At 65.1% G+C, this 25,857-nt stretch carries 28 protein-coding genes; 19 read left to right on the forward strand and 9 right to left on the reverse strand.

The features are described 5' to 3' along the window. The first annotated feature begins 233 nt into the window (after positions 1-233). The 7 genes from rpsF to IEI94_RS02995 all read left to right on the forward strand — a co-directional run bounded on the left by rpsF (position 234) and on the right by IEI94_RS02995 (position 6,173). Positions 234-635, forward strand: coding sequence for a 30S ribosomal protein S6 (rpsF, locus tag IEI94_RS02965; protein ID WP_191165405.1), 402 nt, complete (start codon positions 234-236; stop codon positions 633-635). 26 nt (positions 636-661) lie between these two features. Beyond that, positions 662-889 (forward strand): 30S ribosomal protein S18, encoded by a 228-nt coding sequence (gene rpsR, locus IEI94_RS02970; RefSeq protein ID WP_076746520.1) that lies wholly within the window; start codon positions 662-664, stop codon positions 887-889. Positions 890-901: 12 nt separating this feature from the next. Continuing rightward, positions 902-1,753: a hypothetical protein gene (locus tag IEI94_RS02975; protein ID WP_191165407.1), complete on the forward strand. Its 852-nt coding sequence runs from the start codon at positions 902-904 to the stop codon at positions 1,751-1,753. Positions 1,754-1,768: 15 nt separating this feature from the next. Further along, positions 1,769-2,215 carry a 50S ribosomal protein L9 gene (gene rplI / locus IEI94_RS02980; RefSeq protein WP_191165409.1) on the forward strand — a complete coding sequence of 149 codons (447 nt, stop codon included), beginning with the start codon at positions 1,769-1,771 and terminating at the stop codon, positions 2,213-2,215. A 248-nt stretch (positions 2,216-2,463) separates the two neighbouring features. Then, on the forward strand, positions 2,464-5,355 hold the full coding sequence (dnaB, locus tag IEI94_RS02985) for a replicative DNA helicase (RefSeq protein WP_191165411.1): 2,892 nt from the start codon (positions 2,464-2,466) through the stop codon (positions 5,353-5,355). A gap of 83 nt (positions 5,356-5,438) precedes the next feature. After that, the gene (locus tag IEI94_RS02990; RefSeq protein WP_191165413.1) at positions 5,439-5,732 is read left to right on the forward strand and encodes a hypothetical protein; all 294 of its coding nucleotides are present in this window, start codon (positions 5,439-5,441) and stop codon (positions 5,730-5,732) included. A 138-nt stretch (positions 5,733-5,870) separates the two neighbouring features. Next, positions 5,871-6,173 (forward strand): DUF6482 family protein, encoded by a 303-nt coding sequence (locus IEI94_RS02995; RefSeq protein WP_191165415.1) that lies wholly within the window; start codon positions 5,871-5,873, stop codon positions 6,171-6,173. A gap of 17 nt (positions 6,174-6,190) precedes the next feature. Here the strand turns inward: IEI94_RS02995 and IEI94_RS03000 are convergent, their stop codons facing one another. Together IEI94_RS03000 and IEI94_RS03005 are read right to left on the reverse strand one after the other, a co-directional pair. Further along, positions 6,191-6,589, reverse strand: coding sequence for a thiol-disulfide oxidoreductase DCC family protein (locus IEI94_RS03000; RefSeq protein WP_191165417.1), 399 nt, complete (start codon positions 6,587-6,589; stop codon positions 6,191-6,193). Beyond that, the gene (locus tag IEI94_RS03005; protein ID WP_191165419.1) at positions 6,589-8,178 is read right to left on the reverse strand and encodes a cryptochrome/photolyase family protein; all 1,590 of its coding nucleotides are present in this window, start codon (positions 8,176-8,178) and stop codon (positions 6,589-6,591) included. Before IEI94_RS03005 ends, IEI94_RS03000 begins: the two co-directional genes overlap by 1 nt. Before the next feature lie 144 nt (positions 8,179-8,322). On the opposite strand from IEI94_RS03005, the gene hemH reads away from it, so the two are divergent. Continuing rightward, positions 8,323-9,396: a ferrochelatase gene (hemH, locus tag IEI94_RS03010; RefSeq protein ID WP_191165421.1), complete on the forward strand. Its 1,074-nt coding sequence runs from the start codon at positions 8,323-8,325 to the stop codon at positions 9,394-9,396. Positions 9,397-9,403: 7 nt separating this feature from the next. Here hemH and IEI94_RS03015 read toward each other — a convergent pair whose 3' ends face one another. Genes IEI94_RS03015 through IEI94_RS03040 form a run of 6 tightly spaced genes read right to left on the reverse strand, consistent with a single transcriptional unit; the run spans position 9,404 to position 15,248 of the window. Continuing rightward, the gene (locus IEI94_RS03015) at positions 9,404-9,841 is read right to left on the reverse strand and encodes a Na+/H+ antiporter subunit G (RefSeq protein ID WP_191165423.1); all 438 of its coding nucleotides are present in this window, start codon (positions 9,839-9,841) and stop codon (positions 9,404-9,406) included. 11 nt (positions 9,842-9,852) lie between these two features. Continuing rightward, positions 9,853-10,122 carry a K+/H+ antiporter subunit F gene (locus IEI94_RS03020; RefSeq protein ID WP_191165425.1) on the reverse strand — a complete coding sequence of 90 codons (270 nt, stop codon included), beginning with the start codon at positions 10,120-10,122 and terminating at the stop codon, positions 9,853-9,855. Continuing rightward, complete coding sequence (locus tag IEI94_RS03025) at positions 10,116-10,613, reverse strand: Na+/H+ antiporter subunit E (RefSeq protein ID WP_191165427.1); 498 nt, start codon at positions 10,611-10,613, stop codon at positions 10,116-10,118. Before IEI94_RS03025 ends, IEI94_RS03020 begins: the two co-directional genes overlap by 7 nt. Then, on the reverse strand, positions 10,610-12,115 hold the full coding sequence (locus IEI94_RS03030) for a monovalent cation/H+ antiporter subunit D (RefSeq protein ID WP_191165672.1): 1,506 nt from the start codon (positions 12,113-12,115) through the stop codon (positions 10,610-10,612). The genes IEI94_RS03025 and IEI94_RS03030 overlap by 4 nt, the downstream gene beginning before the upstream one ends. Further along, the gene (locus IEI94_RS03035; RefSeq protein ID WP_191165429.1) at positions 12,115-12,456 is read right to left on the reverse strand and encodes a Na+/H+ antiporter subunit C; all 342 of its coding nucleotides are present in this window, start codon (positions 12,454-12,456) and stop codon (positions 12,115-12,117) included. The genes IEI94_RS03030 and IEI94_RS03035 overlap by 1 nt, the downstream gene beginning before the upstream one ends. After that, positions 12,456-15,248, reverse strand: coding sequence for a monovalent cation/H+ antiporter subunit A (locus tag IEI94_RS03040; RefSeq protein ID WP_191165431.1), 2,793 nt, complete (start codon positions 15,246-15,248; stop codon positions 12,456-12,458). Before IEI94_RS03040 ends, IEI94_RS03035 begins: the two co-directional genes overlap by 1 nt. A 327-nt stretch (positions 15,249-15,575) precedes the next feature. Between IEI94_RS03040 and IEI94_RS03045 the strand changes: the two genes are divergently transcribed. The 11 genes from IEI94_RS03045 to IEI94_RS03095 all read left to right on the forward strand — a co-directional run bounded on the left by IEI94_RS03045 (position 15,576) and on the right by IEI94_RS03095 (position 25,084). Next, positions 15,576-17,918, forward strand: a complete 2,343-nt coding sequence (locus IEI94_RS03045) for a putative monovalent cation/H+ antiporter subunit A (protein ID WP_191165433.1) — start codon at positions 15,576-15,578, stop codon at positions 17,916-17,918. After that, on the forward strand, positions 17,911-18,342 hold the full coding sequence (locus IEI94_RS03050) for a Na+/H+ antiporter subunit B (RefSeq protein ID WP_191165435.1): 432 nt from the start codon (positions 17,911-17,913) through the stop codon (positions 18,340-18,342). Before IEI94_RS03045 ends, IEI94_RS03050 begins: the two co-directional genes overlap by 8 nt. A 48-nt stretch (positions 18,343-18,390) precedes the next feature. After that, positions 18,391-18,738, forward strand: coding sequence for a Na+/H+ antiporter subunit C (locus IEI94_RS03055; protein ID WP_191165437.1), 348 nt, complete (start codon positions 18,391-18,393; stop codon positions 18,736-18,738). Then, entirely contained in the window at positions 18,735-20,297 is a 1,563-nt protein-coding gene (locus IEI94_RS03060; protein WP_191165439.1) for a Na+/H+ antiporter subunit D, read from the forward strand. Before IEI94_RS03055 ends, IEI94_RS03060 begins: the two co-directional genes overlap by 4 nt. After that, positions 20,294-20,767: a Na+/H+ antiporter subunit E gene (locus IEI94_RS03065; RefSeq protein ID WP_191165441.1), complete on the forward strand. Its 474-nt coding sequence runs from the start codon at positions 20,294-20,296 to the stop codon at positions 20,765-20,767. The genes IEI94_RS03060 and IEI94_RS03065 overlap by 4 nt, the downstream gene beginning before the upstream one ends. Before the next feature lie 27 nt (positions 20,768-20,794). Next, positions 20,795-21,064, forward strand: coding sequence for a monovalent cation/H+ antiporter complex subunit F (locus IEI94_RS03070; protein WP_076746542.1), 270 nt, complete (start codon positions 20,795-20,797; stop codon positions 21,062-21,064). Then, on the forward strand, positions 21,057-21,461 hold the full coding sequence (mnhG, locus tag IEI94_RS03075; protein ID WP_191165443.1) for a monovalent cation/H(+) antiporter subunit G: 405 nt from the start codon (positions 21,057-21,059) through the stop codon (positions 21,459-21,461). The genes IEI94_RS03070 and mnhG overlap by 8 nt, the downstream gene beginning before the upstream one ends. 193 nt (positions 21,462-21,654) lie before the next feature. After that, entirely contained in the window at positions 21,655-21,807 is a 153-nt protein-coding gene (locus IEI94_RS03080; RefSeq protein WP_191165445.1) for a DUF2256 domain-containing protein, read from the forward strand. Next, positions 21,804-23,228 carry a DASH family cryptochrome gene (locus tag IEI94_RS03085; protein ID WP_191165447.1) on the forward strand — a complete coding sequence of 475 codons (1,425 nt, stop codon included), beginning with the start codon at positions 21,804-21,806 and terminating at the stop codon, positions 23,226-23,228. Before IEI94_RS03080 ends, IEI94_RS03085 begins: the two co-directional genes overlap by 4 nt. Further along, positions 23,221-23,694 (forward strand): DUF3429 domain-containing protein, encoded by a 474-nt coding sequence (locus IEI94_RS03090; RefSeq protein ID WP_191165449.1) that lies wholly within the window; start codon positions 23,221-23,223, stop codon positions 23,692-23,694. Before IEI94_RS03085 ends, IEI94_RS03090 begins: the two co-directional genes overlap by 8 nt. Before the next feature lie 91 nt (positions 23,695-23,785). Further along, on the forward strand, positions 23,786-25,084 hold the full coding sequence (locus tag IEI94_RS03095; RefSeq protein WP_191165451.1) for a lytic murein transglycosylase: 1,299 nt from the start codon (positions 23,786-23,788) through the stop codon (positions 25,082-25,084). Positions 25,085-25,103: 19 nt separating this feature from the next. Here the strand turns inward: IEI94_RS03095 and IEI94_RS03100 are convergent, their stop codons facing one another. After that, positions 25,104-25,817: a 16S rRNA (uracil(1498)-N(3))-methyltransferase gene (locus IEI94_RS03100; RefSeq protein WP_191165453.1), complete on the reverse strand. Its 714-nt coding sequence runs from the start codon at positions 25,815-25,817 to the stop codon at positions 25,104-25,106. Positions 25,818-25,857: the final 40 nt, after the last annotated feature.

A 25,857-nucleotide genomic window follows, 5' to 3' on the forward strand; every position in this document is an offset into this window, starting at 1 on the left:
TTCGACCTGCCCCCGGCGTCCCTCGCGCCACCTCAGTCCCGAGCAGTGGTATCGTTGTCTGCGATTGCCCTGCTTTTCTACTCCTTTAGCTTGCGATTTTGGTGTTTAATCCCTAGAATATTGGCGCCCGTGCGTCCTTCGTACGGGCGCCAGTATTTCCACTATCACCTCCTTGCTTCCCCTGGTCATGCCACGTCAGGCCTCAGGAAGCTGTCAAACCGAAAGGAGCTAGCATGCGCCATTACGAAATCGTGTTCATGGTCCACCCGGACCAGAGCGAACAGGTTCAGGCGATGGTCGAGCGCTACACCACTCTCGTGACAGAGGGCGGCGGTACCGTACACCGTCTGGAAGATTGGGGTCGCCGTCATATGGCCTACCCGATCAACAAGATCCACAAGGCTCACTACGTGATGATGAACGTCGAGTGCCGCGGCGAGACCCTCGATGAAATCGAGAACATCTTCCGCTTCAACGACGCTATCATTCGTAGCCTGGTCGTGCGCTGCAAGGAAGCCATCACCGAAGCGTCACCGATGATGAAACCGGCGGAAGAGAAGCGTCCGCGCCGCGAGGACAAGCCCCGCGAGCGGAACGAGAATGAGAACGAAGAAGAAACCGCCGAAGCCAACTGATTCCGCACGTCCATAGGAGACTTTTCATGGCACGCTTTTTCCGTCGCCGTAAGTTCTGCCGTTTCACTGCTGAAGGCGTGAAGCAGATCGATTACAAAGATATCGATACGCTCAAGGCCTACGTCACCGAAACAGGCAAGATCGTTCCGAGCCGTATCACTGGTACCAAGGCCCGTTACCAGCGTCAGCTGTCCACCGCGATCAAGCGGGCACGCTACCTGGCGCTGCTGCCGTACACCGATAGCCACCAGTAAGCCGCGGGCGTGATGCTGCCTGTCGCACGCTGGCTGATGCGCGGCACCCCCTACGCGGTGGGCGCCGCAGCGCTCGCCTCCGTCGTACCCTGGCTGTTCTGGTTCGGCGCGGCTATCGCCGCCCTGATGACGCTGCGCCGGGGCCTGGCTCCGGCGATGCCGGTCATCCTCGCCGCTGCGCTGCCCGCCGGCTGGTGGTGGACTCAGGGGGATGCCATTCCGCTGGCGACGGTACTGCTGGTGACGCTGATGGCGAGCGTGCTGCGCGCCCGGATGCGCTGGAGCGAGGCGCTGATCGTCGGTGCCTTGGCCGGTGCGGGAATGGTCCAGCTTGGACTGTTCGTGCCGCCCGGTGGGGCCGGCCCACTGCTCGAACAGGTGCGGCAGAACTCGGCGGAAGTCGATCGCATGCTCACCGAGTTCGCCAGCCAGGGGCTCGATACCGAGCGTCTGGCGGTGCTGCTGATCGGCGGGGTGACCGGCTTGATCGTGCTGGTGGCCGCAGTGGCCTGTCTGGCACTGGCGCGCAGCTGGCAGGCCGGGCTCTACAATCCCGGCGGCTTCCGCGAGGAGTTCCACGGGTTGCGTATGGCGCCCAAGGAGCTGGCGGTGCTGGTGGTACTGGGGGTAATCGGCATGCTGCTGGGGATTCCGGCGCTGGCGATGCTCAGTTGGGTGCCGCTGCTGGTGGCCGGTGTCGCGCTGGTACACGGCTTTATTGGTCTAAAAGGGATGAACGGGCTGTGGTTGGTGGCCTTCTATGTATTGCTGATAACCACCTGGCCCATGATTCTGATTGTGCTGCTTCTGGCCTTCATCGATACGCTCGCGGACTTCCGTGGGCGCCTGGCCCGAAGCGACTGACAAGAGGTTAACGAGATGGAAGTCATTCTGCTCGACAAGATTGGCAAGCTGGGTGGCCTGGGTGACAAGATCACCGTCAAGCCTGGTTATGGTCGCAACTACCTGGTGCCCTACGGCCTCGCCGTGCCGGCCACCAAGGACAATGTCGCCGCTTTCGAAGCGCAGCGTGCCGAGCTCGAAGCTCAGGCCGCGGATCGCAAGGCCGAGGCCGAGGCGCGTGCCGCTCAGCTTAGCGAAATCGAACTGTCGCTGGTCTCCAAGGCCGGCGACGAAGGCAAGCTGTTCGGCTCGATCGGTCCGCGTGATCTGGCCGAAGCGATCGCATCGGCCGGCATCGACATCGCCAAGAGCGAAGTCCGTATGGCGGAAGGTCCGATCCGTGCCACCGGTGAGTACGACGTCGCGCTGCAGCTGCACGCCGAAGTCGCTACCACCGTGCGCGTGGTCGTGGTCGCCGAGTAAGCGCGACTCGCCTCTGGCGGCAGTGGTTCATCGCCGCCTGGCATGGAGCCCGCGTATCCCAAGCCCCCGTAGCCTTGCTACGGGGGCTTGCTCGTGTCTGGTCGTGTCGATTTCGGCACGCGCTAGATGTGTGGGGATTTTCGCGAGCGACTCGGCGTGTCTGCATGGGTTGGGGTAGAATGCGCCTTGGTTTGGCGTGACACCTCACGCGCAAGCCGCCCCGATTTCCCCCCAGGCCGTGAAGCGTCATGAACGACATCGTAGAGACCGACAAGGAAACCGCCGCGCTCAAGGTGCCGCCCCACTCGCTGGAAGCCGAACAGTCGGTGCTGGGCGGGCTGATGCTCGACAACCAGGCCTGGGACACCGTCTCGGAGCGGCTGGTGGGCGGCGACTTCTACCGCTATGAGCATCGGCTGGTGTTCAATGCCATGCAGGGGCTGGCCGAGGGGGGCCACCCGCTGGATGTGGTGACCCTCTCGGAGGCGCTCGAGAATCGCGACCAGCTGGATACCGTCGGGGGGCTGGCCTATCTTGCCGAGCTGGCGCGCAGTACGCCCTCGGCGAGCAATATTCGCGCCTATGCCGATATCGTGCGCGAGCGGGCGACCCTGAGGAAGCTGATTCAGGCCGCCAGCCAGGTCGCCGAGAGCGCCTTCTCCCCCCAGGGGCGGCCCGCCGACGAGCTGGTCAACGAGGCCGAGCGGCTGGTGTTTCAGATCAGCGAGGAGCGCCCCAAGAGCGGGGGGCCGATCGGCATGAGCGAGCTGCTGGCCAAGGCGGTGGATCGCATCGACGAGCTGTTCAACATGCAGGGCGAGATGAGCGGCCTGTCGACCGGCTTTCGCGATCTCGACGACATGACCTCGGGCCTGCAGCCCTCGGACCTGGTGATCATTGCCGGTCGCCCTTCGATGGGTAAATGCATTATGGCCGGATCACGCTTGGTGGATCCGAGCAGCGGTGCCCTGGTGACCATTGATGAACTGGTCGCTCGCCAGCAGGCGGACCTGCTGACGCTAAATGACGGCTTTCGCCTCTCCCCCTCTAGCGCTAGCGCTTTCGTTGATGATGGTCATAAGCCGGTCTTTCGGGTGCGTACCGCGCTTGGGCGCGAGATCTGCACGACCCTGACACACCCCTTCCTAACGGGAGAGGGCTGGCAGCCGTTGGAGCGCCTAGGTGTGGGGGAGCGTGTTGCCGTGCCACGGCGTCTTCCCGTATTCGGCCAGTTACGGATGCCCGAGCATCAGGTCAAGGTGCTGGCCTACATGCTGGCCGATGGTGGCACCACCCAGAGCTGCGCGAAATTCGCCAACAGCGACCCACGGCTGCGCGAGGACTTTAGCGCCGCCGTTCGGGCCTTTCCTGGGCTAGCGTGCCGCTTGGTGGAGGGCGGCTGGCGTACCCCGACGCTGCGCGTTAGCAGGGAACGCCTGGCACTTGCGCAAGCGCGTCAGGCGTTCGCCAAGGCGCTGCGGCGGTCGCTGGCGCGGGTGCAGATGACGGGTGAAGCCTTGGCGGGCAGCCTCGGCGTCAGCAAGGCGTCAGTCAGTGCCTGGTGCAACGCCCGGGCGATGCCAGCTGAGGCGACGTTCGGGCGTCTCTGCGATGAGTTGGGTGTGCCGCCGCAGGAGCTTGACGTGGCCGACTACGCCGATGTGGCAAAGAATAGCACCAACCCGCTGCGCCGCTTTCTGGAGACGCATGGAGTGTGGGGGCAGCAAGCCCAGCACAAGCGGATCCCGAGCGATGTCTTCCAACTGGAGAGGCCGCGGTTGGCGCTGTTTCTCAATCGTCTGTTTGCCTGCGACGGCAGTGCTTTCGTGCAGGCCAATGGCCAGGCCAGGATCAGCTATGCGTCCTCGAGTCGTGAGTTGATCCGTGATCTTCAGCACCTGCTGCTGCGCTTCGGCATCCTCGCCAAGATCCGCGAGAAGGCCAACGCTTACGCGAACCTTGTCTATCCTCCCTGGGAACTGGAGGTGCTGGATCGTGCAAGTCTCGAGGTCTTTATTGCTGAGATCGGGATCTTTAGCAAAGAGCAGCGCTTGAACGATGTCGCCAGCTGCTTGAGGGACAAGCGCCTTCACAGCAATCGCGACAGTTTGCCCGCCTCAGTGAATCACTACGTGAAGGCTGCCAAGGGCAGCCGAACCTGGAAACAGCTGTTCGAGGCGGCGGGTAGGCAACTGCCGGCGGGGGGCAATCTGCATCTCTCCGGGAAGAGTGCGCGCTGCCTGTCGCGTGCTCGAGCAGCTGAGCTGGCTGAGGTGCTTGACGATGGCTACTTGGCGAACCTGGCGCACTCGGATCTCTACTGGGATGAGATCGTCGAGATCACCCCGCTGGGGCTGCAGCAGGTATACGACCTGACCGTAGAGGGCACGCACAACTTTGTCGCCGAGGATATCTGCGTCCACAACACCACCTTCGCGATGAATCTGGTCGAGCACGCGGTGATCTCCAGCGACAAGCCGGTGGTGGTGTTCTCCATGGAGATGCCCGCCGAGTCGCTGATGCTGCGGATGCTGTCGTCGCTGGGGCGTATCGACCAGACCCGGGTGCGCACCGGCCAGCTCGAGGACGAGGATTGGCCGCGGCTGACCTCGGCGGTCAACCTGCTCAAGGACAAGCAGCTGTTTATCGACGACACCGCGGCGTTGTCGCCCAACGAGATGCGCTCGCGGGTGCGGCGCATCGTCCGCGAGCACGGCAATGTCGGGCTGATCATGATCGACTATCTGCAGCTGATGCAGATCCCCGGCTTCTCCGAGAACCGCACCGGTGAGATCTCCGAGATCTCGCGCTCCCTCAAGGGCTTGGCCAAGGAGTTCAACTGCCCGGTGGTGTCACTGTCGCAGCTCAACCGCTCGCTGGAGCAGCGCCCCAACAAGCGTCCGGTGATGTCGGATCTGCGCGAGTCAGGGGCCATCGAGCAGGACGCCGACGTGATCGCTTTTGTCTATCGTGACGAGGTCTATAATCCGGATAACCCCGACAACCAGGGGCTCGCCGAGTTGATCATCGGCAAGCAGCGTAACGGACCGATTGGCACCGTGCATATGGCATTTATCGGCAAGTACACGCGCTTCGAGGATCTGGCGCCGGACAGCTATGGCCAGCACTTCGGCGAATAGCCTGGCGAAGGCCTCGCGCCCTTGAGCCGTGGCGCCCAGCCCGTATAATGCCGAGCCCCACGCAACCCGCAACAGGAGGCCTCATGGCAGGCGGATTTCGACGCGGTAACCGTAAGCGTATTCCCAAGCTGGAAGGGCGCGGCGAGCTCCAGGAGCTCGAGCGCGAAGGCCCCTTCAAGGAGTGGCTGGGTATGCCCGACCTCTACCGCTACCGGCTGGTGGTCGACGGCGTGACCTACAGCTACCAGACCGAGGACTCCGAGGTGCCGGTGGCGGTCGGTGACCGGGTGGTATTCCGCTACAAGGAGACCAAGGCCGGCAACTGGGTTGATCGCAACTCGCTGGGCAAGGCCATCGATCCTTCCGAATACCAGTAAGCGCTCTCGCACCAGGAACTTGACGATGTGGACAGGGTCATAGAACTGTCGTCGTAGGGACACGACGCTGTCACCGGGTGGCCCCATGCTCACCCCAATTTCCCCCTATTTCGTCGTCTTTTTCAGGGAGCAGCATCCATGGAGTTCGATCATCTCAAGGCCTTCGTGGCCGACCACAACAATTTCGAGATTCGTGTCATCAGCCACGCCGGTAGCCGCTACTATCAGGTAGAGCTGGAGGACGTAGAGGGGCAGCGCCACATGCTGTGTCGGCGCGGCAAGCCGGTGATGTTCCGCGCACTCGACGATATCTACCTAGAGCTCAAGCGCGCCGGCATTCACCGTGCCTATCTGGTGCAGTACGTGGCCCACGATGAAATGATCGGGCGAGACGCGCACTATCATGACCCGCTGTCGTCGCGGATGCCGCTGGTGTTTTAAGCCCGCAGTATAGCCACTCAGCGCCCCGCGCGACGCGCCATCCACCAGCGCCCCAGCCGCACCCGGCGACGGGCGAACCAGCGATACCCCGCATCGAGTATGCCTGCCAGCCCCGGCAGGCAGCTGATCCATACCAGACGGCGGTAGCCGAGCACGGCATACAGCGCGCGGCTGGCATCCATGCCCACGAACCACTGATTCGTCGCATCGCGCAGGTGCAGGCGTCCCATCATCGCCTCGAAGCTGCCGTCTACGGCCCCGGCGTCGAAGTCGTCGGCCTGGATATCGATCAGGGTGACCCGGTCGCGACGCGGATGCCGCGCCAGCCACGCGACTTCTCGCTGGCACAGCGGGCAGTGTCCGTCATGGAACAGCGTGACCGGTGAGCGGGCGGCGAGGGGGCGGTGTCGTGTCATCAAGCTGTCTCCTGGTGGTAGCCGCTGCGGTGTGCCTGGCGTTGAGTGCCGCCGCCGTAGCTCTCCTCGCCGTCGAGACGGGCCAGAAAGGCCTCGGCCTGCTGGCGGATGGCGTTGCGCTTGGCGTCGTCCATGCGTCGCAATGAGCCGTAGATCAGCGCCATGCGAGGGTTGCTGGCCAGCTGCTCGGTATGTTGCTCGAGAAAGTGCCAGTAGAGGCTGTTGAGCGGGCAGGCGTGGGTGCCGGTGATCTGCTTGGGGTCGTAGCGGCACTGGCGGCAGTGGTCGGACATGCGATCGATATACTTGCCCGAGGCGCAGTAGGGCTTGGAGCCCATCAGGCCGCCGTCGGCGTGCAGCACCATGCCCAGGGTATTGGGTAGCTCGACCCACTCGCAGGCGTCGGCGTAGACCGCCAGGTACCAGTCGCACAGCGCCTCGGGGGCGACGCCGCAGAGCAGGGCGAAATTGCCGGTCACCATCAGCCGCTGGATATGGTGGGCGTAGGCGTTGTCGCGGGTCATCTCGATGGCCCGCTTGAGGCAGCGGAGGTCGGTGTCGCCGCTCCAGTAGCTGCTCGGCAGCCCGCGCTGGGCGCCTAGGTGATTGTGCGTCTTGTAGGTGGGCATGCGCGTCCAGTAGAGCCCCCGCACATACTCGCGCCAGCCGAGGATCTGGCGGATAAATCCCTCCACGGCGTTAAGCGGCGCACGCCCCGCGAGGTACTCCTGCTCGGCCCGCTGACACACCTCCTGCGGCGACAGCAGGCCGAGATTGAGCGGCGGCGCCAGCCGCGAGTGAAACAGCCACGGCTCGGCATCGCTGATGGCGTCCTGAAAGCGGCCGAAGTCGGGCAACGCATGGGTCAGAAAGTGGTGCAGGTCGGCCAGCGCCTGGCGGCGGGTCACCGGCCAGTTGAAGCCATCGAGATGACCAAAGTGGTCGGCGAAGTGGTCGGCGACCAGCGCCAGCACCTCGCGGGTCGTGGCATCGTGACGGTGGCGAGGCGGCTCGGGTGGCTTGGCATCGGCGGCCAGCGGCTGACGGTTGTCGTGGTCGAAGTTCCACTTGCCGCCGGCCGGCTGGTCGCCTTCCATCAGCAGACCGCTGCGGCGGCGCTGCTGGCGATAGAAGTGCTCCATGCGCAGTGTCTTGCGGCCCTCGGCCCAGTGGGCGAAGTCGTCCGGGGTGGTGAAGAAACGGGTATCTTCATGCAGCTGCCAGGGCAGGGCGGCATCCCGGCGCGCCTGCATCGACTGCCATAGACGCCACTCGCCGGGGCGCACCACGTGAATGGCGTCGCACCCATAGCGCTTGGCGAGGCGCTCCGCCTCGGCGATCAGGGTCTGGGCGTTATCGTCATCGTCGAGTCGACTGTAGTGCACCGTGAAACCGCGCTGACGCAACTCATCGGCGAAGTGGCGCATCGCGGCCAGGATCATGGCGATCTTCTGTGGATGGTGCGGGACGTAGCGGCCTTCGCTGTCGACCTCGCAAAGCGCCACCACGGCGTTCGAGGGGGCGTCGCACAGCAGCGCGAGGTCGTGGCTAAGCTGGTCGCCGAGCACCAGAAGCAGCGGCTTGGACATAAATTAACCTGAAGTTATACAAATAATGTTGATAGTATAACTCGATTCTTCTCGGCCGTGAGCCGGATGTTAGAATCGCACCACGACTTCGACCCAACTCAGGGCTACTGCGGTAGCGCGGTGACCCAACAAGGATGCCAACGCATGTCAGCAACTGATGTGGAACTCGACCAGCCGGGCCAGGGCCGGCTGGCCCATGCCGGACCCGACCACCCGCCGGTGACCCGCGCCAAGATCGGGGTGGTGCTCGCCAACCTGGGCACCCCCGACGCCACCGACTACTGGTCGATGCGCCGTTACCTCAGCGAGTTTCTCTCCGACAAGCGGGTCGTCGACTACGCCTCCTGGAAGTGGCAGCCGCTGCTGCAGGGCATCATCCTGACCAAGCGTCCGTTCAGTTCCGGCAAGGCGTACCGCAGCATCTGGAACGAGGAGAAGAACGAGAGTCCGCTGCTGACCATCACCCGCGACCAGACCGCCAAATTTGCCGCGCGGCTCGAGGCCGAGCTGGGCGACAAGGTGGTGGTGGACTTCTGTATGCGTTACGGCAACCCCTCCACCGACAGCGTGCTGCGTCGGCTGCAGGCCCAGGGCTGCGAAAAGATCCTGTTTTTCCCGCTCTACCCGCAGTACGCCTCGCCGACCTCGGCGACGGCTAACGACCAGGCCTTCCGGACCCTGATGAAGCTCAAGTGGCAGCCGGCGATCCGCACTGTGCCGGCCTACTTCGAGCATCCGGCCTACCTCGATGCGCTGGCGGCCTCGGTCACCGAAACCTACGCCGCCGCCGCATCGCGTCCGGATATCCTGGTGGCCTCCTACCACGGCGTGCCCAAGCGCTATCTGTTGGAGGGCGACCCCTACCACTGCCAGTGCCAGAAGACCACGCGGCTGCTCAAGGAGCGGCTGGGCTGGGACGATACCCAGATCGTGACCGCCTTCCAGTCGCAGTTCGGTCCCGAGGAGTGGGTGGGGCCACAGACCGTCGATCATGTCGCCGAGCTGGCGCGCCAGGGCCACAAGCATATCGCAGTGGTCTCGCCGGCCTTCGCCTCCGACTGCGTCGAAACTCTCGAGGAGATCAACGAGGAGATCCGCGACAGCTTCCTGCACGCCGGTGGCGAGCACTTCACCTATGTGCCCTGCCTCAACGATCGCGACGACCATATCGAGGCGCTGGCCCAGGTGGCGCTAAACGAACTAGGAGGGTGGGTGTAGGCGGCGCCTAACGCCGCAGGCGCCAGCGGCGCTTCTGCTGCCCCTCGCTGGCCGGGCGGTGGGGTTGCGGCGGGCGCGCCACACGCCCCTGGCCGACGTCCTCGTCGCGCAGCTCCGGCGGCGAGCCGCGGGTATCGCGGGTGTAGCGCAGGTGCATATGCAGGCCGGTCTTGGCCAGCATATGGCCGGTGACCGGCGCGGTGATAAACAGAAACAGGGTGATCAGCAGCTCCTGCACGTGGATGCCCGGCTGTACCACGCTGAAGTAGATCATCGAGGCGACCAGGATGCAGCCGATACCCAGGGTGGTGCCCTTGGTCGGCCCGTGCAGGCGCATGAAGAAGTCCTTGAACTGCAGCATGCCCAGCGAGCCGACGAAGGCAAACACCCCCCCGGCGATCAACAGCAGACCGATCAGCCATTCGAGAAAGACGTAGAACGCCATGCGATGACTCCCTATTCGATGATGTCGCCGCGCAGCAGGTAGCGGCAGATGGCCATGGTGCTGACGAAGCCGAGCATGGCAATCAGGATCGCCGCCTCGAAGTAGACCTTGGTGTTGAGCCACAGCCCCAGCAGCACGATCAGGGCGATGGAGTTGACGTACATGGTGTCGAGGGCCAGCAGCCGGTCGGGAATGTCCGGCCCGCGGGCCAGGCGCACCACGTTCATGGCCAGGGCGGCGACGATCAGCGCCAGGCTGATCCACAGCGCGGTATCTAGCATTCGAAGATCTCCTTCAGCGGCTGTTCATAGCGGGTGCGAATCGCGTCGACCAGCGCCTTTTCGTCGTCGAGGTCGAGTACGTGGATCAGCAGTGACGAGCGGTCGAGGCGTATGTTGGTCGAGACGGTGCCGGGGGTCAGGGTGATGGTATTGGCCAGCAGCGTAATGGTCAGCGGCTCGCGCACCAGCAGCGGGTATTCGACGAAGCCGGGCCGGGGGGCGCGCCCAGGTTTGAGAATCAGGTAGCTGACCTCGAGGTTGGCCTTGAGAATATCCCACAGTACCCGGGCGACGAAGCGGCATAGCGTCCAGGGGCGGTGCACGCTGGGCAGCGGCTCCCACAGGCGTCGTGTTAATAGCGGTATACCAACCGCCAGCAGCAAACCCAGAAGCAACTGGCCGGGGGCCAGGCTGCGCACCAGCAGCAGCCAGATCACCAGCAGCACCAGCGACAGGGTAGGGGTGGGTAGCAGGCGGCCCAGCGGCTTCATGGTCGTGCTCCTGGTGTGGCGCCAAGTGCCGCGGGTGCCATGCTCTCGGTCCTGGCCAGCTGGTCGGCGGTGGCCTCGGCGTAGCGGCTGACCGGGCCGGCGAAGATCACCAGCAGTGGCAGAGTGGCGAGCAGCCACAGCACCCCGGTGAGCTGCGCGGGGCGCACTCGCTGGCTCCCGGGTTTGCCCTTGTGGCTGGCCCAGAACAGTACCGAGCCGGCCCGCGACAGGGCGATCAGCGCCGCCAGGGTCGCCAGCAGCAGTAGCGGCCACAGCCACGCCTGCTGGCCGGTATCGGCGGCCTGCAACAGCCATAGCTTGGCGAGTGCGCCGGATAGCGGTGGCAGGCCGACCGCGCCGATGGCGGCGACCAGAAACAGGCCGCCGAGCAGGCGTCGCTGATTGAGGCGCCGGCCGCATACCAGACGGGTGCCGGCCTGGCCGCGCTGACGGTCGATCAGTTCGGCGATCAGGAAGAGCGCCGCAGTGACCAGCGTCGAGTGCAGCAGATAGTAGAGCAGCGCAGCGTCTCCGGCACGCTGCCCCATGCCCAGACCGACCAGCAGCGCACCCACCGAGATCAGTACCAGATAGGCCACTAGCATGCGCAGGTCGCGAGCACCGAGGGCACCGATCATCGCCAGCGCCAGGGTCGCCAGGCCGGCGCTCCATAGCCAGGTCTGGATAGGGACGCTGGCGCCGGTGCCGGCGAACACCAGTGACTCGACGCGCAGCAGCGCATAGACGCCGACCTTGGTCATGATGGTGAACAGTGCAGCCACCGGGGCGGGGGCCGCGGCGTAGGTGCTCGGCAGCCAGAAATAGAGCGGCAGCGCGGCGGCCTTGAGGCTGAACACCACCACCAGCAGCAGCGCGCCGGTGGTGGCCAGCGCTGCCTGGTCACCGTCCAGCGCGGCCAGGCGCTGCCCCATGTCGACCATATTGAGGGTGCCGGTGGCGCCGTAGAGCACGCCAAGGGCGATCAGGAACAGCGCCGAGCCGATCAGGTTGAGCACCACGTAGTGCAGCCCGGCGGCCACCCGCGCCTTGCCGCCACCGTGCATTAGCAGGGCATAGGAGGCCAGCAGCAGGATTTCGAAGAACACGAACAGATTGAACAGATCGCCGGTCAGGAAGGCGCCGTTGAGCCCCATCAGCTGCAGCTGAAAGAGGCCGTGGAAATGGCTGCCCTGGGCGTCTTCACCGGCGCAGGCGAAGGTCACGCAGCCCAGCGCCAGGATGGCGGTGAGCAGCACCATCAGCGCCGCCAGGCGATCGAGGGTCAGGGTGATGCCGTAGGGCGCCTGCCAGTTGCCTAGCGCATAGTGGCGGATCTCGTCGCTGCCGGCCTGATACAGCAGTAGCGCGGCGAGCCCGCACAGCAGCAGGGTGGCGGTGAGGCTGACCAGGCGCTGGCGCTGCTCGTCGAGACCCAGGCCGAGCAGCACCAGCGCCGCCAGCATCGGCAGCAGGATCGGCAGTATCGGTAGATGCTGGGTGATCATCGCGGTGGCTCCTCATCGCCCTGCCGGCCGTCGACGTGGTCGTTGCCGAGTTCACTGCGCGCGCGAATGGCGAGGATAACCACGAAGGCGGTCATGGCGAAGCCGATGACGATGGCGGTCAGCACCAGCGCCTGGGGCAACGGGTCGCTGGGTGACAGCGACGCCCCGATTACCGGTGCGGCGTGGGTGTTGAGGCCGCCCATCGAGAACAGGAACAGGTTGACCGCGTAGGAGAGCAGCGTCAGCCCGACGATCACCGGAAAGGTGCGGCCGCGCAGCATCAAAAACAGCCCGCAGGCGGTCAGGGTGCCGACCACGCCGGCGAATAGCGCTTCCATCAGCTCTCCTCCTCGATACTGGGGCGATGCACGGTGGTCACCCGGCCGAGGTTGACCAGAATCATCAGCGTGGCGCCGACCACCGCCAGGTAGACGCCGAGGTCGAACAGCAGCACCGAGGCGAGCTCGATCTCGCCGATCAGCGGCAGCGTGACGTGTCCGAACGCCGAGGTCAGGAAGGGGTAGCCGAACAGCCAGCTGCCGAGCCCGGTGGCGGTGGCCAGGGCCAGCCCGGAGATGGCCACCAGCGAGTAGTTCAGCGGCAGTCGCTGGCGGGTCCAGTCGTAGCCCCGCGCCAGGTACTGCAGCAGCAGCGCCACCGCGGTGATCAGGCCGGCGATAAAGCTGCCGCCCGGCTGGTTGTGGCCGCGCAGGAAGATATACGCTGCCACCAGCAGCGCCAGCGGCAGCAGGATCTGGGCGATCACCGCCAGAATCAGCGGATGTCGATGACGCGACCAGCGAATGCCCTCGACGTTGCCGGACGGCATGAACAGTTTCATGCGGTTGAGCAGCTTGTAGGTGGCCAGGCCGGCCAGGGTCAGCACGGTGATCTCGCCGAAGGTGTCGAAGCCACGGAAGTCGACCAGGATCACATTGACCACGTTGCTGCCACCGCCGCCGGGCACGCTCTCACGAAGAAAGAAGTCGGCGATGCTCTGGGTCTCGCGGGTCAGTAACGCGTAGTTGAGGCTGGCCACCACCAGCCCGCATAGCCCGGCCACCAGCAGGTCGCGCAGGATGCGTCGGGTCGAGACCCAGGGCGGTGGGCGCTGGGGCAGAAAGAACAGCGCCAGCATCAGCAGGATCATCGACACCACCTCCACCGACAGCTGGGTCATGGCCAGGTCGGGGGCCGAAAAGCGCACGAAGGTCAGTGCTACCGAGAGCCCGACTACCGAGAGCATCAGCAGCGATACCAGCCGCCAGCGGTGGCTGAGGGCGCTACCCACGGCGCCGAACACCATCAGCGCCGCGCCCAGCACCAGCATGCCGTCCAGCGGCTGCACGCCGCGCTCGCCGGTGAGCCGCTCGAGCTGGGCCAGGCCGAACCCGGCCATGGTCACGGCGGTCAGCAGCAGCAGTGCCAGGTAGCGCTGCAGCGAGCCGTTCTCGAGCTTGAGGGTCAGCCACAGGCTGGCCTTGGTCAGGCGCACGATCCCGGCCTCGAACAGCCGCCGCGCATCGCGTTGGGAGAAGAGTGCCACCAGCTTGGCCAACTGCCGATGGCGGGTCACTGCAAGCAGCCCACCGAATACCGCGACCAGGCTGATCGCGAGCGGCAGGTTGGGGCCATGCCACAGCGCCAGCGTGAGCTCAGGTGTGGCGCTGCCCTGTACGGCCTGGCTTGCCAGCGTGACCAGCGGCGCGGCCAGGGTCATCGGCAGCAGGCCGATCAGCAGGCACAGGGCGGCCAGCAGCAGCCCTGGTACCAGCATGCCGCCGGATGGATCGTGGGGCAGCGGCGCATCGCCCTTGGGGCGGCCGAAGAACACCCCGTATACCAGCCGCAGTGAATAGCCCACCGAGAGCAGCGCGGCCAGCCCTACCAGCAGCGTCACCGCCAGGCCCAGGCCACCGAACAGGCGGCTGTCGAGGGTCGCGGCGAGCAGCAGCTCCTTGGAGAGGAAACCGTTGAAAGGGGGCAGCCCGGCCATGGCGGCGCCGGCCATGATGGTCAGAGTGGCGGTCAGCGGCATGGCCCGCGCCAGGCCGCCGAGGCGGCGCAGGTCGCGGGTGCCGGCCTGGTGGTCGATGATCCCGGCGCTCATGAACAGCGCCGCCTTGAACAGCGCGTGGTTGAGGATATGTAGCAGCGCGGCGGCGATCGCCAGCGGGCTGCCCAGCCCCAGCAGCAGGGTGATCAGGCCCAGGTGGCTGATGGTCGAGAAGGCCAGGATGCCCTTGAGGTCGCGCTCGAACAGTGCAAACCAGGCGCCGTAGAGCAGCGTGGCGAGACCGATCAGTGAGAGCGATAGCGCCCACAGCGAGGTATCGCCGAGTGCCGGGGTCAGGCGTGCCAGCAGGAAAACGCCGGCCTTGACCATGGTGGCCGAGTGCAGGAAGGCCGACACTGGGGTCGGCGCGGCCATGGCGTGGGGGAGCCAGAAGTGCAGCGGGAACTGCGCCGACTTGGCGAAGGCGCCGAGCAGCACCAGTGCCACGATCAGCGGGTAGCGGGACGAGGCGCGCAGCGTATCGCCAGCAGCCAGCACGTCAGCGAGTGCCAGACTACCCACTTCCTGGCCGATCAGCAGGAGTCCGGCCAGCAGCGCCACGCCGCCGGCGCTGGTTACCACCAGCGACATGCGTGCCCCGCGGCGGGCATCGCTGAGGTGCGACCAGAAACCGATCAGCAGAAAGGAGGCGAGCCCGGTCAGCTCCCAGAACAGCCACAGCAGCAGCAGGTTGTCGGAGAGCACGATGCCGAGCATGGCGCCCATGAACAGCAGCAGATAGGCGAAGAAGCGTGCGTCGGCCTCATCATGGCGGAGATAGTAGCCGGCATAGGTGATGATCAGGCTGCCCAGCCCGAGGATCAGCAGGGCGAACAGCAGGCTCAGGCCGTCCAGGCGCAGCGCCATGTCGAGGCCCAGGGCAGGCATCCAGCCCACTTGCCAGCGCAGCAGGTCACCGGCCAGCAGGCTGGGCAGCAGCGAGCCGAGCAGTAGCAGTGCCAGCAGGGGCGGCAGCAGGGCAGCCAGGGTCAAGGCGCGACGGCCGTGGCGGGCAGCGGCCAGCGGTAGCAGGCTACCGGCCACGGGGACAAGAAGAATCCACAGCAGTGACATCGAAGATCGGTCCCGTCGCAGCGGGGCACGCCCTGGGCGTTGCCATTGGGGTTATTGTCGTGGCGTGGCGACACTGAGGTGTCAGTGCGTCAGGCGATAAAACACCAGCAAAAACAGGCGGTAAGCGCGGAAAGTGACGAAGTGTTCCGGCGCGACGGGCCGCTATTTCTTGCCAACTATCACATTGATTCTATAGGCTTTACCTCCACCATTGTAGGCTTGCATGTCGCCCCGCGGTTAATCATTAGGCGTAGGAAATTTATAACATTGCGCCATCCACCGCCCTGCGTGCGCGGGTGACGACGACGACAAGGAGAGACCCGCGTTATGCAACTTGCCGTGCTTTCAGGCTTCGTGCTGGCCGCTTTCGCCCCGCTGCTGCAGCGCTGGTGTGCCGCACGAACCAGCCTGGTATTGGCGCTCTATCCCGCGGCGCTGGCGCTGTGGCTACTGACTCAACTGCCCGCGGTGATGGGCGGCGAGGTCCTGGTCTTCAGCCTGGAGTGGGTGCCGGCGCTGGGCATGAGCCTGACCTTCGTGCTCGACGGCCTGTCGATGCTGTTTGCGCTGCTGATTACGGTGATCGGTACCTTCGTGCTGATCTACGCCGGCGGCTACCTCAAGGGTCATCCCGACCTGGTACGTTTCCATGTGGTAATCGTCGCCTTCATGGTGTCGATGCTGGGGCTAGTGCTGGCCGACGGTCTGATGACGCTGTTCGTGTTCTGGGAGCTGACCAGCATCACCTCCTACCTGCTGATCGGCTTCAACCACACCGATCTCGAGGCCCGCAAGTCGGCGCGCCAGGGCTTGTTCGTCACGGTTGGCGGCGGCTTGGCGCTGATGGCGGGGCTAGTGATGCTGGCCATCGCCGGCGACAGCTGGTCGCTGCAGGAGCTGCTCGCCGGTGGCGATGTGCTGCGCGACCATGCGCTCTATCTGCCGATGCTGCTGTGCCTGCTGGGCGGCGCCTTTACCAAGTCGGCGCAGTTCCCGTTCCATTTCTGGCTGCCCAACGCCATGGCCGCGCCGACCCCGGTGTCGGCCTATCTGCACTCGGCGACCATGGTCAAGGCCGGTATCTACCTGCTGGCGCGCCTGCACCCTGGGCTTGGCGGCACTGAGGCGTGGATCGGCATCCTCTCGGTGGTGGGGGCGCTGACCATGTTCACCGGCGCCTTCCTGGCGCTGCGCCATACCAATATCAAGAAGCTGCTGGCTTACTCGACGATCATGGCGCTGGGTACCCTGACCATGCTGCTCGGCATCGGCACCGAGGGTGCGCTGATCGCCTTCGTGACCTTCCTGCTGGCCCACTCGCTGTACAAGGGGGCGCTGTTCATGGTCGCCGGTATTCTCGACCATGAGACCGGTACCAAGGATGTCACCGCCATGGGCGGGCTGCGCCGACTGATGCCGGTGACCGCGCTGGTGGCGTGTATCGCCGCGCTGTCCCTGGCCGGGGTGCCACCGCTGTTCGGCTTTATTGGCAAGGAGCTGATGTTCGAGTCGGTGCTCGAGGCCGGCAGTTTCCGCGCGATCATCTTCCTGCTCAGCTTCACCGCCGCGATCTTCACCATCGCCGTGGCGGCCATCGTGGTGCTGCGGCCGTTCTTCGGCGAGCGCCGCGAAACCCCCAAGGCGGCCCATGAGGCGCCCAGCGCCATGCTGGCGGGGCCTGTGGGGCTGGCCATCCTGACACTGGCCTTCGGTCTGGTCCCGGTGCTGGCCGGGACCGGTTTGCTCACGGCGGCGGCCTCGGCGGTGGCCGGTGAACCGGTGACGGTGTCGCTGTCGCTGTGGCACGGCATCAACCTGCCGCTGATCATGTCTCTGGTCAGTTTGACGCTGGGCTACCTGCTGTTCCGCCACTGGGATCGGGTGCGCGGCAACCTGTCCCGGCTCGACCCGCTGTTCGCCCGCGGCCCGGAGGCCGGCTACGAGAGCTTGATGGATGGCATCGTGCGGTTCTCCGAGTGGCAGACCCGGGTGCTGCAGAACGGCTATATGCGCAACTACATCATGGTCATGGTGGTGGTGCTGATCGCGCTGGTGGGCAATTCGCTGCTGCTGCGCCATGCCCCTGAGTTTGCGATCAGCTTCGACGTGCAGTTCCACGAGGCGGTGGTGGCTGGACTGATGGTGGCGGGAGCGCTGTTCGCCTGTATCTCGCGCTCGCGGCTCGCCGCGGTGGCCTCGGTGGGCATCATGGGCTTCTGTATCGCGCTGATCTTCATCCTGTTCAGTGCCCCCGACCTGGGCATCACCCAACTGCTGGTCGAGACGCTGACCGTGATCCTGCTGATTCTGGTGCTGTTCCGCCTGCCACGCTTCGCCAGCCTGTCGACGCCTCTGGAGCGCGTTCGCGACCTGGTGGTGGCAGGCTCGATGGGTGTGCTGATCATGCTACTAATCCTCACCGTGGTGGCCAGCAACCAGTTCGTGCCGGTGTCTGGCTACATGATCGAGAACAGCGTGCCGCTGGCCCATGGCCGCAATATCGTCAACGTGATCCTGGTCGACTACCGCGCGCTGGATACGCTGGGCGAGATCTTCGTGCTGGCGCTGGCGGCTATCGGTGTGATCGCAATGCTCAAGCTACGCGCCCCCAAGCCGGAGGCCAAGAGCGCCGGCAAGGGCCAGGCAGCCAAGGAGTCCAACGATGGTTAAGTCGGGTACCATCATTCTGAATACCGCCGCAAGCCTGCTGATGCCGCTGCAGCTGCTGTTCTCGGTGTTTCTGCTGCTGCGCGGCCACGATGAGCCGGGCGGTGGCTTTATCGCCGGCCTGGTGGCGGCAGGCGCGTTCATTCTCTACTTGTTTGCGTTCGGGGTGAGCGCCACCAAGGAAGTGCTGCGCATGGTCGACCCCCGCGATCTGATCGGTATGGGACTGCTGCTGGGCACGTTATCGATTCTGCCGGCCTGGTTCGTTGGCGAGCCGTTCTTTACCGCCCAGTGGTGGGAAATTCCTGGTATCGACTTCAAGGCCTCCACGCCGCTGATCTTCGATATCGGCGTCTACCTGGCGGTACTCGGTACCCTGCTGGCAGTGATCATGACGCTGATGGAGGTGGACAAGGATGAGCCCTGACCACGCGACCCATGCTGTGATGCTTACGCCCATGATTCAGGAGGTGCCATGGAACCGCTGATGGCGCTCGCCATAGGCCTGCTCTACGCCACCGCGATCTATATGATGTTGCGGCGCTCCATCGTCAAGCTGGTGATCGGCTTGATGCTGCTCTCCAACGCCGCCAATCTGCTGATCTTTACCTCGGCGGGGATGATGCGCGGTGCACCGCCGCTGATCCCGGAAGGCGCCCTGGCACCGGCCGGTCAGGTCGCCGACCCCTTGCCCCAGGCGCTGGTGCTGACGGCGATCGTGATCGCCTTCGGCGTGCTGGCCTTCGCCGTGGTACTGATTCGCCGCGCCTATGAAATCGTCAAGGCCGATGATCTGGACAAGATGAAGGATACCGACACGTGAGGCCTGAAGTCGCACTTCCCGTTATCATTCCGCTGCTGTCCGGCGCGATATCGCTGCTGTTCTGGCGCTCGCGGCCCATGCAACGCTTTATCGCCGTGGCGGGCACCCTGGCGCTGCTGGTGGTGGGCCTATGGCTGATCACCAGCGTCTCCAATGAGGGCTATGTGGTCATCCACATGGGCAGCTGGCAAGCCCCCTACGGCATCAGTCTGGTGGCCGACATGCTCAGCGCGATCATGATCCTGCTGACCGGCATCATCGGCCTGGGGCTGGCGATCTATTCGCTCGCCTCGACCGGTCCCAACCATGAGAAGTTCGGCTTCTACCCGCTGATGCATCTGCTGCTGGCGGGGGTTGCCGGGGCGTTTCTCACTGGCGATATCTTCAACCTCTACGTGTGGTTCGAGGTGATGCTGGTGGCGTCGTTTGCGCTGCTGATTCTGGGCGGCGAGAAGGCGCAGATGGAGGGTGCGATCAAGTACGTGACCCTCAATCTGCTGGCCTCGGTGATCTTCCTTACCGCCATTGGTCTGCTCTACGGCATGGTCGGCACCCTCAATATGGCCGATATCGGGCAGCGCCTGGCCGAGGCCGAGAACCAGGGCATGGTCGAGGTGCTGGCGATCATGTTCATGATCGCCTTCGGCATCAAGGCCGCCGCCTTTCCGCTATTCTTCTGGCTGCCGGCCTCCTACCACACCCCGCCGGTGGCGGTGTCGGCGCTGTTTGCCGGGCTGCTGACCAAAGTTGGGGTCTACTCGCTGTTCCGGGTCTTCACCCTGATGTTCGATCAGACCATGCCCTATGTGCAGGATATCCTGCTGTGGGGGGCGGCCTTCACCATGGTCACCGGCGTACTGGGGGCGGCGGCGCAGTACGAGTTCCGGCGTATCCTGTCGTTCCATATCGTCAGTCAGATCGGCTATATGATACTGGGGTTGGCGCTTTTCACGCCGCTGGCGCTGGCGGGGGGGATCTTCGCGGTGATGCACAACATCATCGTCAAGACCAACCTGTTCCTGATCAGCGGCATTACCCATCGGCTGCAGGGTACCTACCAGCTCAAGAAGATGGGCGGGCTGTTCAAGGAGCGGCCGTGGCTGTCGGTGGCGTTCTTCCTGTCGGCCTTTTCGCTGGCCGGGGTGCCGCCGCTGTCGGGCTTCTTCGCCAAGTTCGTGATCGTGCGCGCCGGCATCGAGGCCGAGGCCTATGTGGTGACCGCGGTGGCGCTGGCGGTGGGTCTGATGACCCTCTATTCGATGGTCAAGATCTGGAACGAAGTGTTCTGGAAGAAGCTGCCGGAGGATAATCTGGTACCGGAAAATACCACGCCCAGCGGCGACGAGGGGCGTCTGGTCAAGAGCTCGCTGGGGCTGATGTACTTGCCGGTGGCGATCCTGGCGCTGTTCGCGCTGCTGATCGGTGTCTTCGCTCAGCCGCTGATGGAGATGATGCTGATGGCCGGTGAGCAGTTGATGGACCCTCAAGGCTATATGGATGCTGTGCTGGGGGAGGATCGGACAGTGCTGCTGCGTGAAGCCCTGGAGGTGAGCCCATGACCGGTGCGATCTGGAACCTGCTGCTGGCGTTGGCCTGGGTCGTCCTGGGCGGCGAGTTCACCGGCATCAATCTGTTGGTGGGCCTGGTCTTCGGCTATGTCACCCTGGTATTGATCGAGCCACAGGTCGATGCGCTCAAGGGTTATCCCGGACGGATCCCCAGGATCATCATGTTTATCGGCTTCTTCATCAAGGAGCTGATACTCGCCAATATGCGCGTGGCCTTCGATATTCTCACCCCGCCTTGGCACATGCAGCCGGGGGTGATCGCCATGCCGCTGAAGGCCGAGACCGAGCTCGAGATCACCATGGTGGCCAACCTGATTTCGCTGACGCCCGGCACCTTGAGCCTGGATGTCTCGGATGACAAGCGGGTGCTTTATATTCACGCGATGTTCCTCGATAACGAGGAGGAGCTACGCCAAAGCCTGCAAGAGATGGAGAGTCGTGCATTGGCGCTGTTCCGCTGATCGTTCGACGCCCTGTGAGGAGTGACCTTGGATACCGTGATCCTGATAAGCCAGGTGCTGATGGGCCTGGCGATGATTCTTGCCTTCGTGCGCCTGGTGCGTGGCCCCAGCCTGCCCGACCGGGTGGTGGCGCTGGAGCTCTTCGCCAGCATCATCGTTGGTCTGGTCGGCGTGCATGCCATCAGCTCCGATCTGTCGAGCTTTCTCGACGCGGCGATCGTGATCGCGCTGATGGCGTTCCTGTCGGCCATCGGTTTCGCTCGATTCCTGGAACGTGGAGGGCCTCGCGATGATTGAAGTGATCAAGGGGACGCTGATCATCGTCGGCGCACTATTCATGCTGCTGGCGTCGCTCGGCATCCTGCGTCTGCCGGATCTGCTCACGCGCATGCATGCCACTACCAAGGCTGCCGCCCTGGGCGTGATTCTGGTGATGCTGGCGGTGGCCATGCACTTCGCCGAAGTCGGCGTGGTGGCGCGTGCCTTTGCCATCATCACCTTCATCCTGATGACCGCCCCGGTAGCCGCCCATGTGATTGGCCGCGCCGGCTACTTCGTCGGCTCCAAGCTGTGGAGCGGCACGGTCAAAGACGAGCTCAAGCCCAACTATGACCCGCTGACTCACGAGCTCAAGAGCGGCCTGGAGACCGAAGCCAACGCGGCCCGCCAGCCCAAGGACACCGACGTGCCCTGACGGCACCTAGGGTACGCGTTGACAGCAGGGCCACCCCACTGGGGTGGCCCTGTTGCGTTGGTGGGCAGGGCGCGATACGGCTGTCTTTTTATGTACATGGCGTGTAGATTAATATCACTATTGTATAGATATTGAGCCCCGCCTCGTCTGGCGGCCAGACTTGAAGCACCCGAGGGTGCAAGCGAGCCTCTGCATGCGTCGAACCGCCGATCTGCCCACCAAATGCTGCGCACACTGCCAGCGCTCCTACCGCTGGCGGCGCAAGTGGGCGCGCTGCTGGGATGAAGTGCGCTACTGCAGTGAGCGCTGCCGCCGCACCGCACGCCTCGCCAGGAGGCAGGCATGAGTACCGCTATCGTGTGGCTGCGTCACGACCTGCGGGTGGCCGACAATCCGCTGTTCAGCGCCCTGGGAGGGGCCACGGCCCTGGCCTGTGTCTACGTACTGGATGCGCATGAATTGCGCCAGTGGGCGCCAGAGCAGGCAGCGAGCCGCTGCGGACCGGCGCGGCTGCGCTTCTTGTGGCAGAGCCTGATGGCGCTGCGCGGCGAACTGCTCAAGCGCGGCAGCGATCTGCTGGTGCGCATTGGAGACCCCGCCGCAGCTATCGCCGAGCTGGCCCTGCGGCTAGATGTCGACCGGGTGCTGGTACGTGACGAACCCGGCGTCGAGGAGCGCGCCCAGATCGAGCGCCTGGCGCAGTCGCTGGCGCAGCGCTGTCGGCTACAGTCTGTGGAGTCGGGCATGCTGTTCGAGCGTAGGCAACTGCCCTTTACGCTGGACGCCGTACCGACGTCGTTTTCGGCCTTTCGCCGACGGCTGGAGCGCGACTGGCAGGTAGCGGATCCGCGACCCGCTCCGGTGACCCTGCCGATGTGGCCGGATGGCGCGCCACGCGGCCTGCCTCCTCTCGATCAGGTCTGTCCGCGGGCAGCGGCATGGCGGCCGAGTGCTGCCGCCAGCCTGGCCCTGGAGGGCGGCGAGGAAGCGGCTCACGCTCGCCTTGATCACTACCTCTGGGGCAGCAATGCGGTGGCCACCTACAAGGAGACCCGCAACGGTCTGCTGGGAGCTGACTTCTCGACGCGCTTCTCGGTATGGCTAGCTCACGGCTGCCTGTCGGCGCGCCAGGTGCATGCGGAGGTGCGCGCCTGGGAGGCGGAGCATGGGGCCAATGCGTCGAGCTACTGGGTGATCTTCGAGCTGCTGTGGCGAGACTACTTCCACTGGGTCGCATGGCAGGAAGGGGCGGGGCTATACGGCGGCGCCACCCTGTCGACGCCTGAGACAAGCCTGGTGGCATGGTGCAAGGGCAATACCGGCGTGCCCTTCATCGATGCCGCAATGCGCGAACTCGGCGCCACCGGCTGGCTCTCCAACCGCGCACGACAGAACGTGGCCAGCTTTCTGGTCAAGGACCTCGGTGGGGACTGGCGGCTGGGGGCGGCGTGGTTCGAGCACTGTTTGATCGACTATGACGCCAGCAGTAATTGGGGCAACTGGCGCTATATTGCCGGGAGCGGCCGTGATCCACGCCAGGACCGCTATTTCAATGTGCTCAAGCAGGCGCGCCACTATGATCCCCAGGGCCACTATGTGACCCACTGGCTACCCGCCCTGCAGGCGCTGCCCCAGGGGGCGGCTCGCCATCAGCCCTGGCAGGCGGCGCCCGACCGGTTCGCTGCGCCGCTGGTCGAGCCGTCGTCGTGGCGTGAGTGGCGGATACCGGCATTGAGTGGCAGCGAACCGGTGGAGCCCGATGAATAGGCCCGTGGCGCGCGGTGCGTTGATTCAGGGACGCCTGACCACCCGTCTGGGGGGTGCCGGCCTGCTGCCATTCGCCTTGGCGCTGGTAATCGCCTGGGCAGCGCCTCCTGACTGGCAGGCTTGGGCAGTCGGCGCCTTTCTCTTCTATAGCGCGGTGATCCTGTCGTTTCTCGGCGGCGTACAGTGGGGTGTGGCGATGAGCCTGGATACCCCCGATGACCCCGCCTTCGCCTCACGCATGCTGCGCAGCATGCTGCCGAGCCTGATCGCTTGGCCGGCACTGCTGCTGCCGGACCTGGCTGCCACCGCGGTTCTGATGGCAGGATATCTGCTGATTCACGCCTATGAGTGCCGCCCCGCCAGCCGCGCTCGGCTGCCCGACTGGTATCGTGCCCTGAGGCGCTATCTCACCCTATGCGTGGTGAGCGCGCATGCGCTGATGCTGCTGCGTCTGATGATCGGCTGAGAGGCGATAAACGGGGCTGGTTCCGGTGGCACTTCTGGGCGATGATCCGGGTCAGAGACTATCTATTCCGGAACCGCCGACAGGGATTGCCATGCGTAAGCTTTTCTTCACTTCACTCGTCTTCACCATGCTTGCCGGCTGCCAGTCCGGCGCCCAGCTGGCGGCGCCGGCCGCTGCCGACGACACCCAGCCGCAGGGCAACGACACCGCCTCTGGCAGTACTGCCGAGGCCAGCGCTTCTGCCTCGGCAGCCGACAATGGCGCAGAGCGACCGGCCAGCTTCACCGCCTGGGTCGATGCCTTCCGCCGTCACGCGCGTAGCGAGGGGATTTCCCAGGCGACCCTCGATGAGGCTTTCGCCAACGTGCGCTACCAGCCGCGCATCATCGAGCTCGACCAGTCGCAGCCTGAGTTCGTACGGCCGATCTGGGAATATCTCGACACCGCGGTCTCCTCGACGCGCATCAATCAGGGCCGAGACAAGCTCGCCGAACATCGCGATACCGCGCGTGAGATGGAGCAGCGCTACGGCGTGCCGGCCGAGATCGTGGTGGCGATATGGGGCATCGAGAGCAACTATGGCGGTAACTTCGGCAGCTTCTCGACCATCGATGCGCTGGCCACCCTTGGCTATGACGGCCGTCGCCAGAGTTTCGCCCGCGGCGAGTTGATGGCGGCGCTACGCATCATCGAGCAGGGCGATATTGCTGCCGAGCGGATGGTCGGCTCCTGGGCCGGTGCCATGGGCCATACCCAGTTTATCCCCTCGAGCTTCGAGGCCTACGCCAAGGATGGCGACGGCGATGGGCGCCGCGATATCTGGGGCAGCATTCCCGACGTCATGGCCTCTACCGCCAACTATCTGGCGCGGGCCGGCTGGCAGCGCGACCAGCCATGGGGCGTGGAGGTCGAGCTGGGCAGTGGTTTCGACTACTCCCAGGCCGACGATACGCGCTTGAGTAGCGCACAGTGGGCCGAGCGTGGTGTGCGCCCGGTGAACGGTGGCAGCCTGCCCGACTTCAACGAAGCGGCGGTGGTGGTGCCGGCGGGTGCCAACGGGCCAGCGTTCCTGGTCGGTCCCAACTATCGGGCGATCCTGCGCTACAACAACGCCACCAGCTACGCATTGGCGGTGGGCAGCCTGGCCGATCAGATCGCCGGGCGCAGCGGCGTGGTACAGGGCTGGCCGCGCAGTGAACAGCCGCTGACCCGCAGCCAGGTGCGCGAGCTGCAGGAGCGCCTCAACGCTGCCGGCTTCGATACCGGCACCCCGGACGGGGTGTTCGGGCCTAACACCCGCAGTGGTCTGCGTAGCTATCAGCGCGCCGAAGGACTGGTGCCGGACGGTTTTGCCACCGCCAGCCTGCTGGAGCGACTGCAGCGCCGCTAGGTAAGTCGGCCGCTCGCGGTCAGCCCAGCCGTGCCAGCAGCGCCACCACCGCGGTCTCGACGCGCAGAATGCGCGGGCCGAGGTGGACGCCCTCGCAGCCGGCGGCCAGGAGCTGCTCGACTTCGTAGGGGATAAAACCGCCCTCGGGACCGACCAGCAGGGTAGCCGGCGTATCGATGCCCCGCGGGCAAGCAGCCGGCATGCCGGGGTGTGCCAGCAGCGCCCGGCGCCCGTCGATCTCCTCCGTCAAGCTGTCCTCGACGAAGGGTTTGAAACGGGTGGCCAGGCGAACCTCGGGGAGCACGGTGTCACGGGCCTGCTCGAGGCCCAGCAGCAGATGCTGATGCACCTTGTCGGCGGACAGCTCCGGCGACTGCCAGTAGCTCTTCTCGACGCGCCGGGTATGCAGCAGGGTGATTCGCTTCACGCCCAGCGCGGTGACATGCTCCAGGCTGCGAGCCAGCATGCGTGGGCGCGGCAGGGCCAGGACCAACTCGATGTCGAGTGGCGGCGGCGGCGGCTGGTCGAAGTCGTCCACCGCGAACCAGGCGCCATCGGCGTCCAGTCGGGTCAACCGGCCGCGGCCGATGCCGCCGCCGAGCCGGCCCAGAGTCAGCTCGTCCCCGGGGCTGGCGCGGTGTACGTCGCGTAGGTGGCGCAGGCGCCGCGGGTCGCGGATATGCGCCTGGCCGTCGGCCCGCCATTCGTCTGCTTCCAGCAGTATCAGGTTCATCTCGACTCTTCATTGCGGCTTGGCTAGCAGCCGCTAGTCT

The sequence above is a fragment of the Halomonas sp. ML-15 genome, assembly GCF_014779595.1.
In the GTDB taxonomy this organism is placed as follows: domain Bacteria; phylum Pseudomonadota; class Gammaproteobacteria; order Pseudomonadales; family Halomonadaceae; genus Franzmannia.

What these genes read in the sequence shown, in the direction of transcription:
- rpsF (WP_191165405.1), top strand. Translation starts at nt 234, where the DNA reads ATGCGCCATTACGAAATCGTGTTCATGGTCCACCCGGACCAGAGCGAA.
- rpsR (WP_076746520.1), top strand. Translation starts at nt 662, where the DNA reads ATGGCACGCTTTTTCCGTCGCCGTAAGTTCTGCCGTTTCACTGCTGAA.
- IEI94_RS02975 (WP_191165407.1), top strand. Translation starts at nt 902, where the DNA reads ATGCTGCCTGTCGCACGCTGGCTGATGCGCGGCACCCCCTACGCGGTG.
- rplI (WP_191165409.1), top strand. Translation starts at nt 1,769, where the DNA reads ATGGAAGTCATTCTGCTCGACAAGATTGGCAAGCTGGGTGGCCTGGGT.
- dnaB (WP_191165411.1), top strand. Translation starts at nt 2,464, where the DNA reads ATGAACGACATCGTAGAGACCGACAAGGAAACCGCCGCGCTCAAGGTG.
- IEI94_RS02990 (WP_191165413.1), top strand. Translation starts at nt 5,439, where the DNA reads ATGGCAGGCGGATTTCGACGCGGTAACCGTAAGCGTATTCCCAAGCTG.
- IEI94_RS02995 (WP_191165415.1), top strand. Translation starts at nt 5,871, where the DNA reads ATGGAGTTCGATCATCTCAAGGCCTTCGTGGCCGACCACAACAATTTC.
- IEI94_RS03000 (WP_191165417.1), bottom strand. Translation starts at nt 6,589, where the DNA reads ATGACACGACACCGCCCCCTCGCCGCCCGCTCACCGGTCACGCTGTTC.
- IEI94_RS03005 (WP_191165419.1), bottom strand. Translation starts at nt 8,178, where the DNA reads ATGTCCAAGCCGCTGCTTCTGGTGCTCGGCGACCAGCTTAGCCACGAC.
- hemH (WP_191165421.1), top strand. Translation starts at nt 8,323, where the DNA reads ATGTCAGCAACTGATGTGGAACTCGACCAGCCGGGCCAGGGCCGGCTG.
- IEI94_RS03015 (WP_191165423.1), bottom strand. Translation starts at nt 9,841, where the DNA reads ATGGCGTTCTACGTCTTTCTCGAATGGCTGATCGGTCTGCTGTTGATC.
- IEI94_RS03020 (WP_191165425.1), bottom strand. Translation starts at nt 10,122, where the DNA reads ATGCTAGATACCGCGCTGTGGATCAGCCTGGCGCTGATCGTCGCCGCC.
- IEI94_RS03025 (WP_191165427.1), bottom strand. Translation starts at nt 10,613, where the DNA reads ATGAAGCCGCTGGGCCGCCTGCTACCCACCCCTACCCTGTCGCTGGTG.
- IEI94_RS03035 (WP_191165429.1), bottom strand. Translation starts at nt 12,456, where the DNA reads ATGGAAGCGCTATTCGCCGGCGTGGTCGGCACCCTGACCGCCTGCGGG.
- IEI94_RS03040 (WP_191165431.1), bottom strand. Translation starts at nt 15,248, where the DNA reads ATGTCACTGCTGTGGATTCTTCTTGTCCCCGTGGCCGGTAGCCTGCTA.
- IEI94_RS03045 (WP_191165433.1), top strand. Translation starts at nt 15,576, where the DNA reads ATGCAACTTGCCGTGCTTTCAGGCTTCGTGCTGGCCGCTTTCGCCCCG.
- IEI94_RS03050 (WP_191165435.1), top strand. Translation starts at nt 17,911, where the DNA reads ATGGTTAAGTCGGGTACCATCATTCTGAATACCGCCGCAAGCCTGCTG.
- IEI94_RS03055 (WP_191165437.1), top strand. Translation starts at nt 18,391, where the DNA reads ATGGAACCGCTGATGGCGCTCGCCATAGGCCTGCTCTACGCCACCGCG.
- IEI94_RS03065 (WP_191165441.1), top strand. Translation starts at nt 20,294, where the DNA reads ATGACCGGTGCGATCTGGAACCTGCTGCTGGCGTTGGCCTGGGTCGTC.
- mnhG (WP_191165443.1), top strand. Translation starts at nt 21,057, where the DNA reads ATGATTGAAGTGATCAAGGGGACGCTGATCATCGTCGGCGCACTATTC.
- IEI94_RS03080 (WP_191165445.1), top strand. Translation starts at nt 21,655, where the DNA reads ATGCGTCGAACCGCCGATCTGCCCACCAAATGCTGCGCACACTGCCAG.
- IEI94_RS03085 (WP_191165447.1), top strand. Translation starts at nt 21,804, where the DNA reads ATGAGTACCGCTATCGTGTGGCTGCGTCACGACCTGCGGGTGGCCGAC.
- IEI94_RS03090 (WP_191165449.1), top strand. Translation starts at nt 23,221, where the DNA reads ATGAATAGGCCCGTGGCGCGCGGTGCGTTGATTCAGGGACGCCTGACC.
- IEI94_RS03095 (WP_191165451.1), top strand. Translation starts at nt 23,786, where the DNA reads ATGCGTAAGCTTTTCTTCACTTCACTCGTCTTCACCATGCTTGCCGGC.
- IEI94_RS03100 (WP_191165453.1), bottom strand. Translation starts at nt 25,817, where the DNA reads ATGAACCTGATACTGCTGGAAGCAGACGAATGGCGGGCCGACGGCCAG.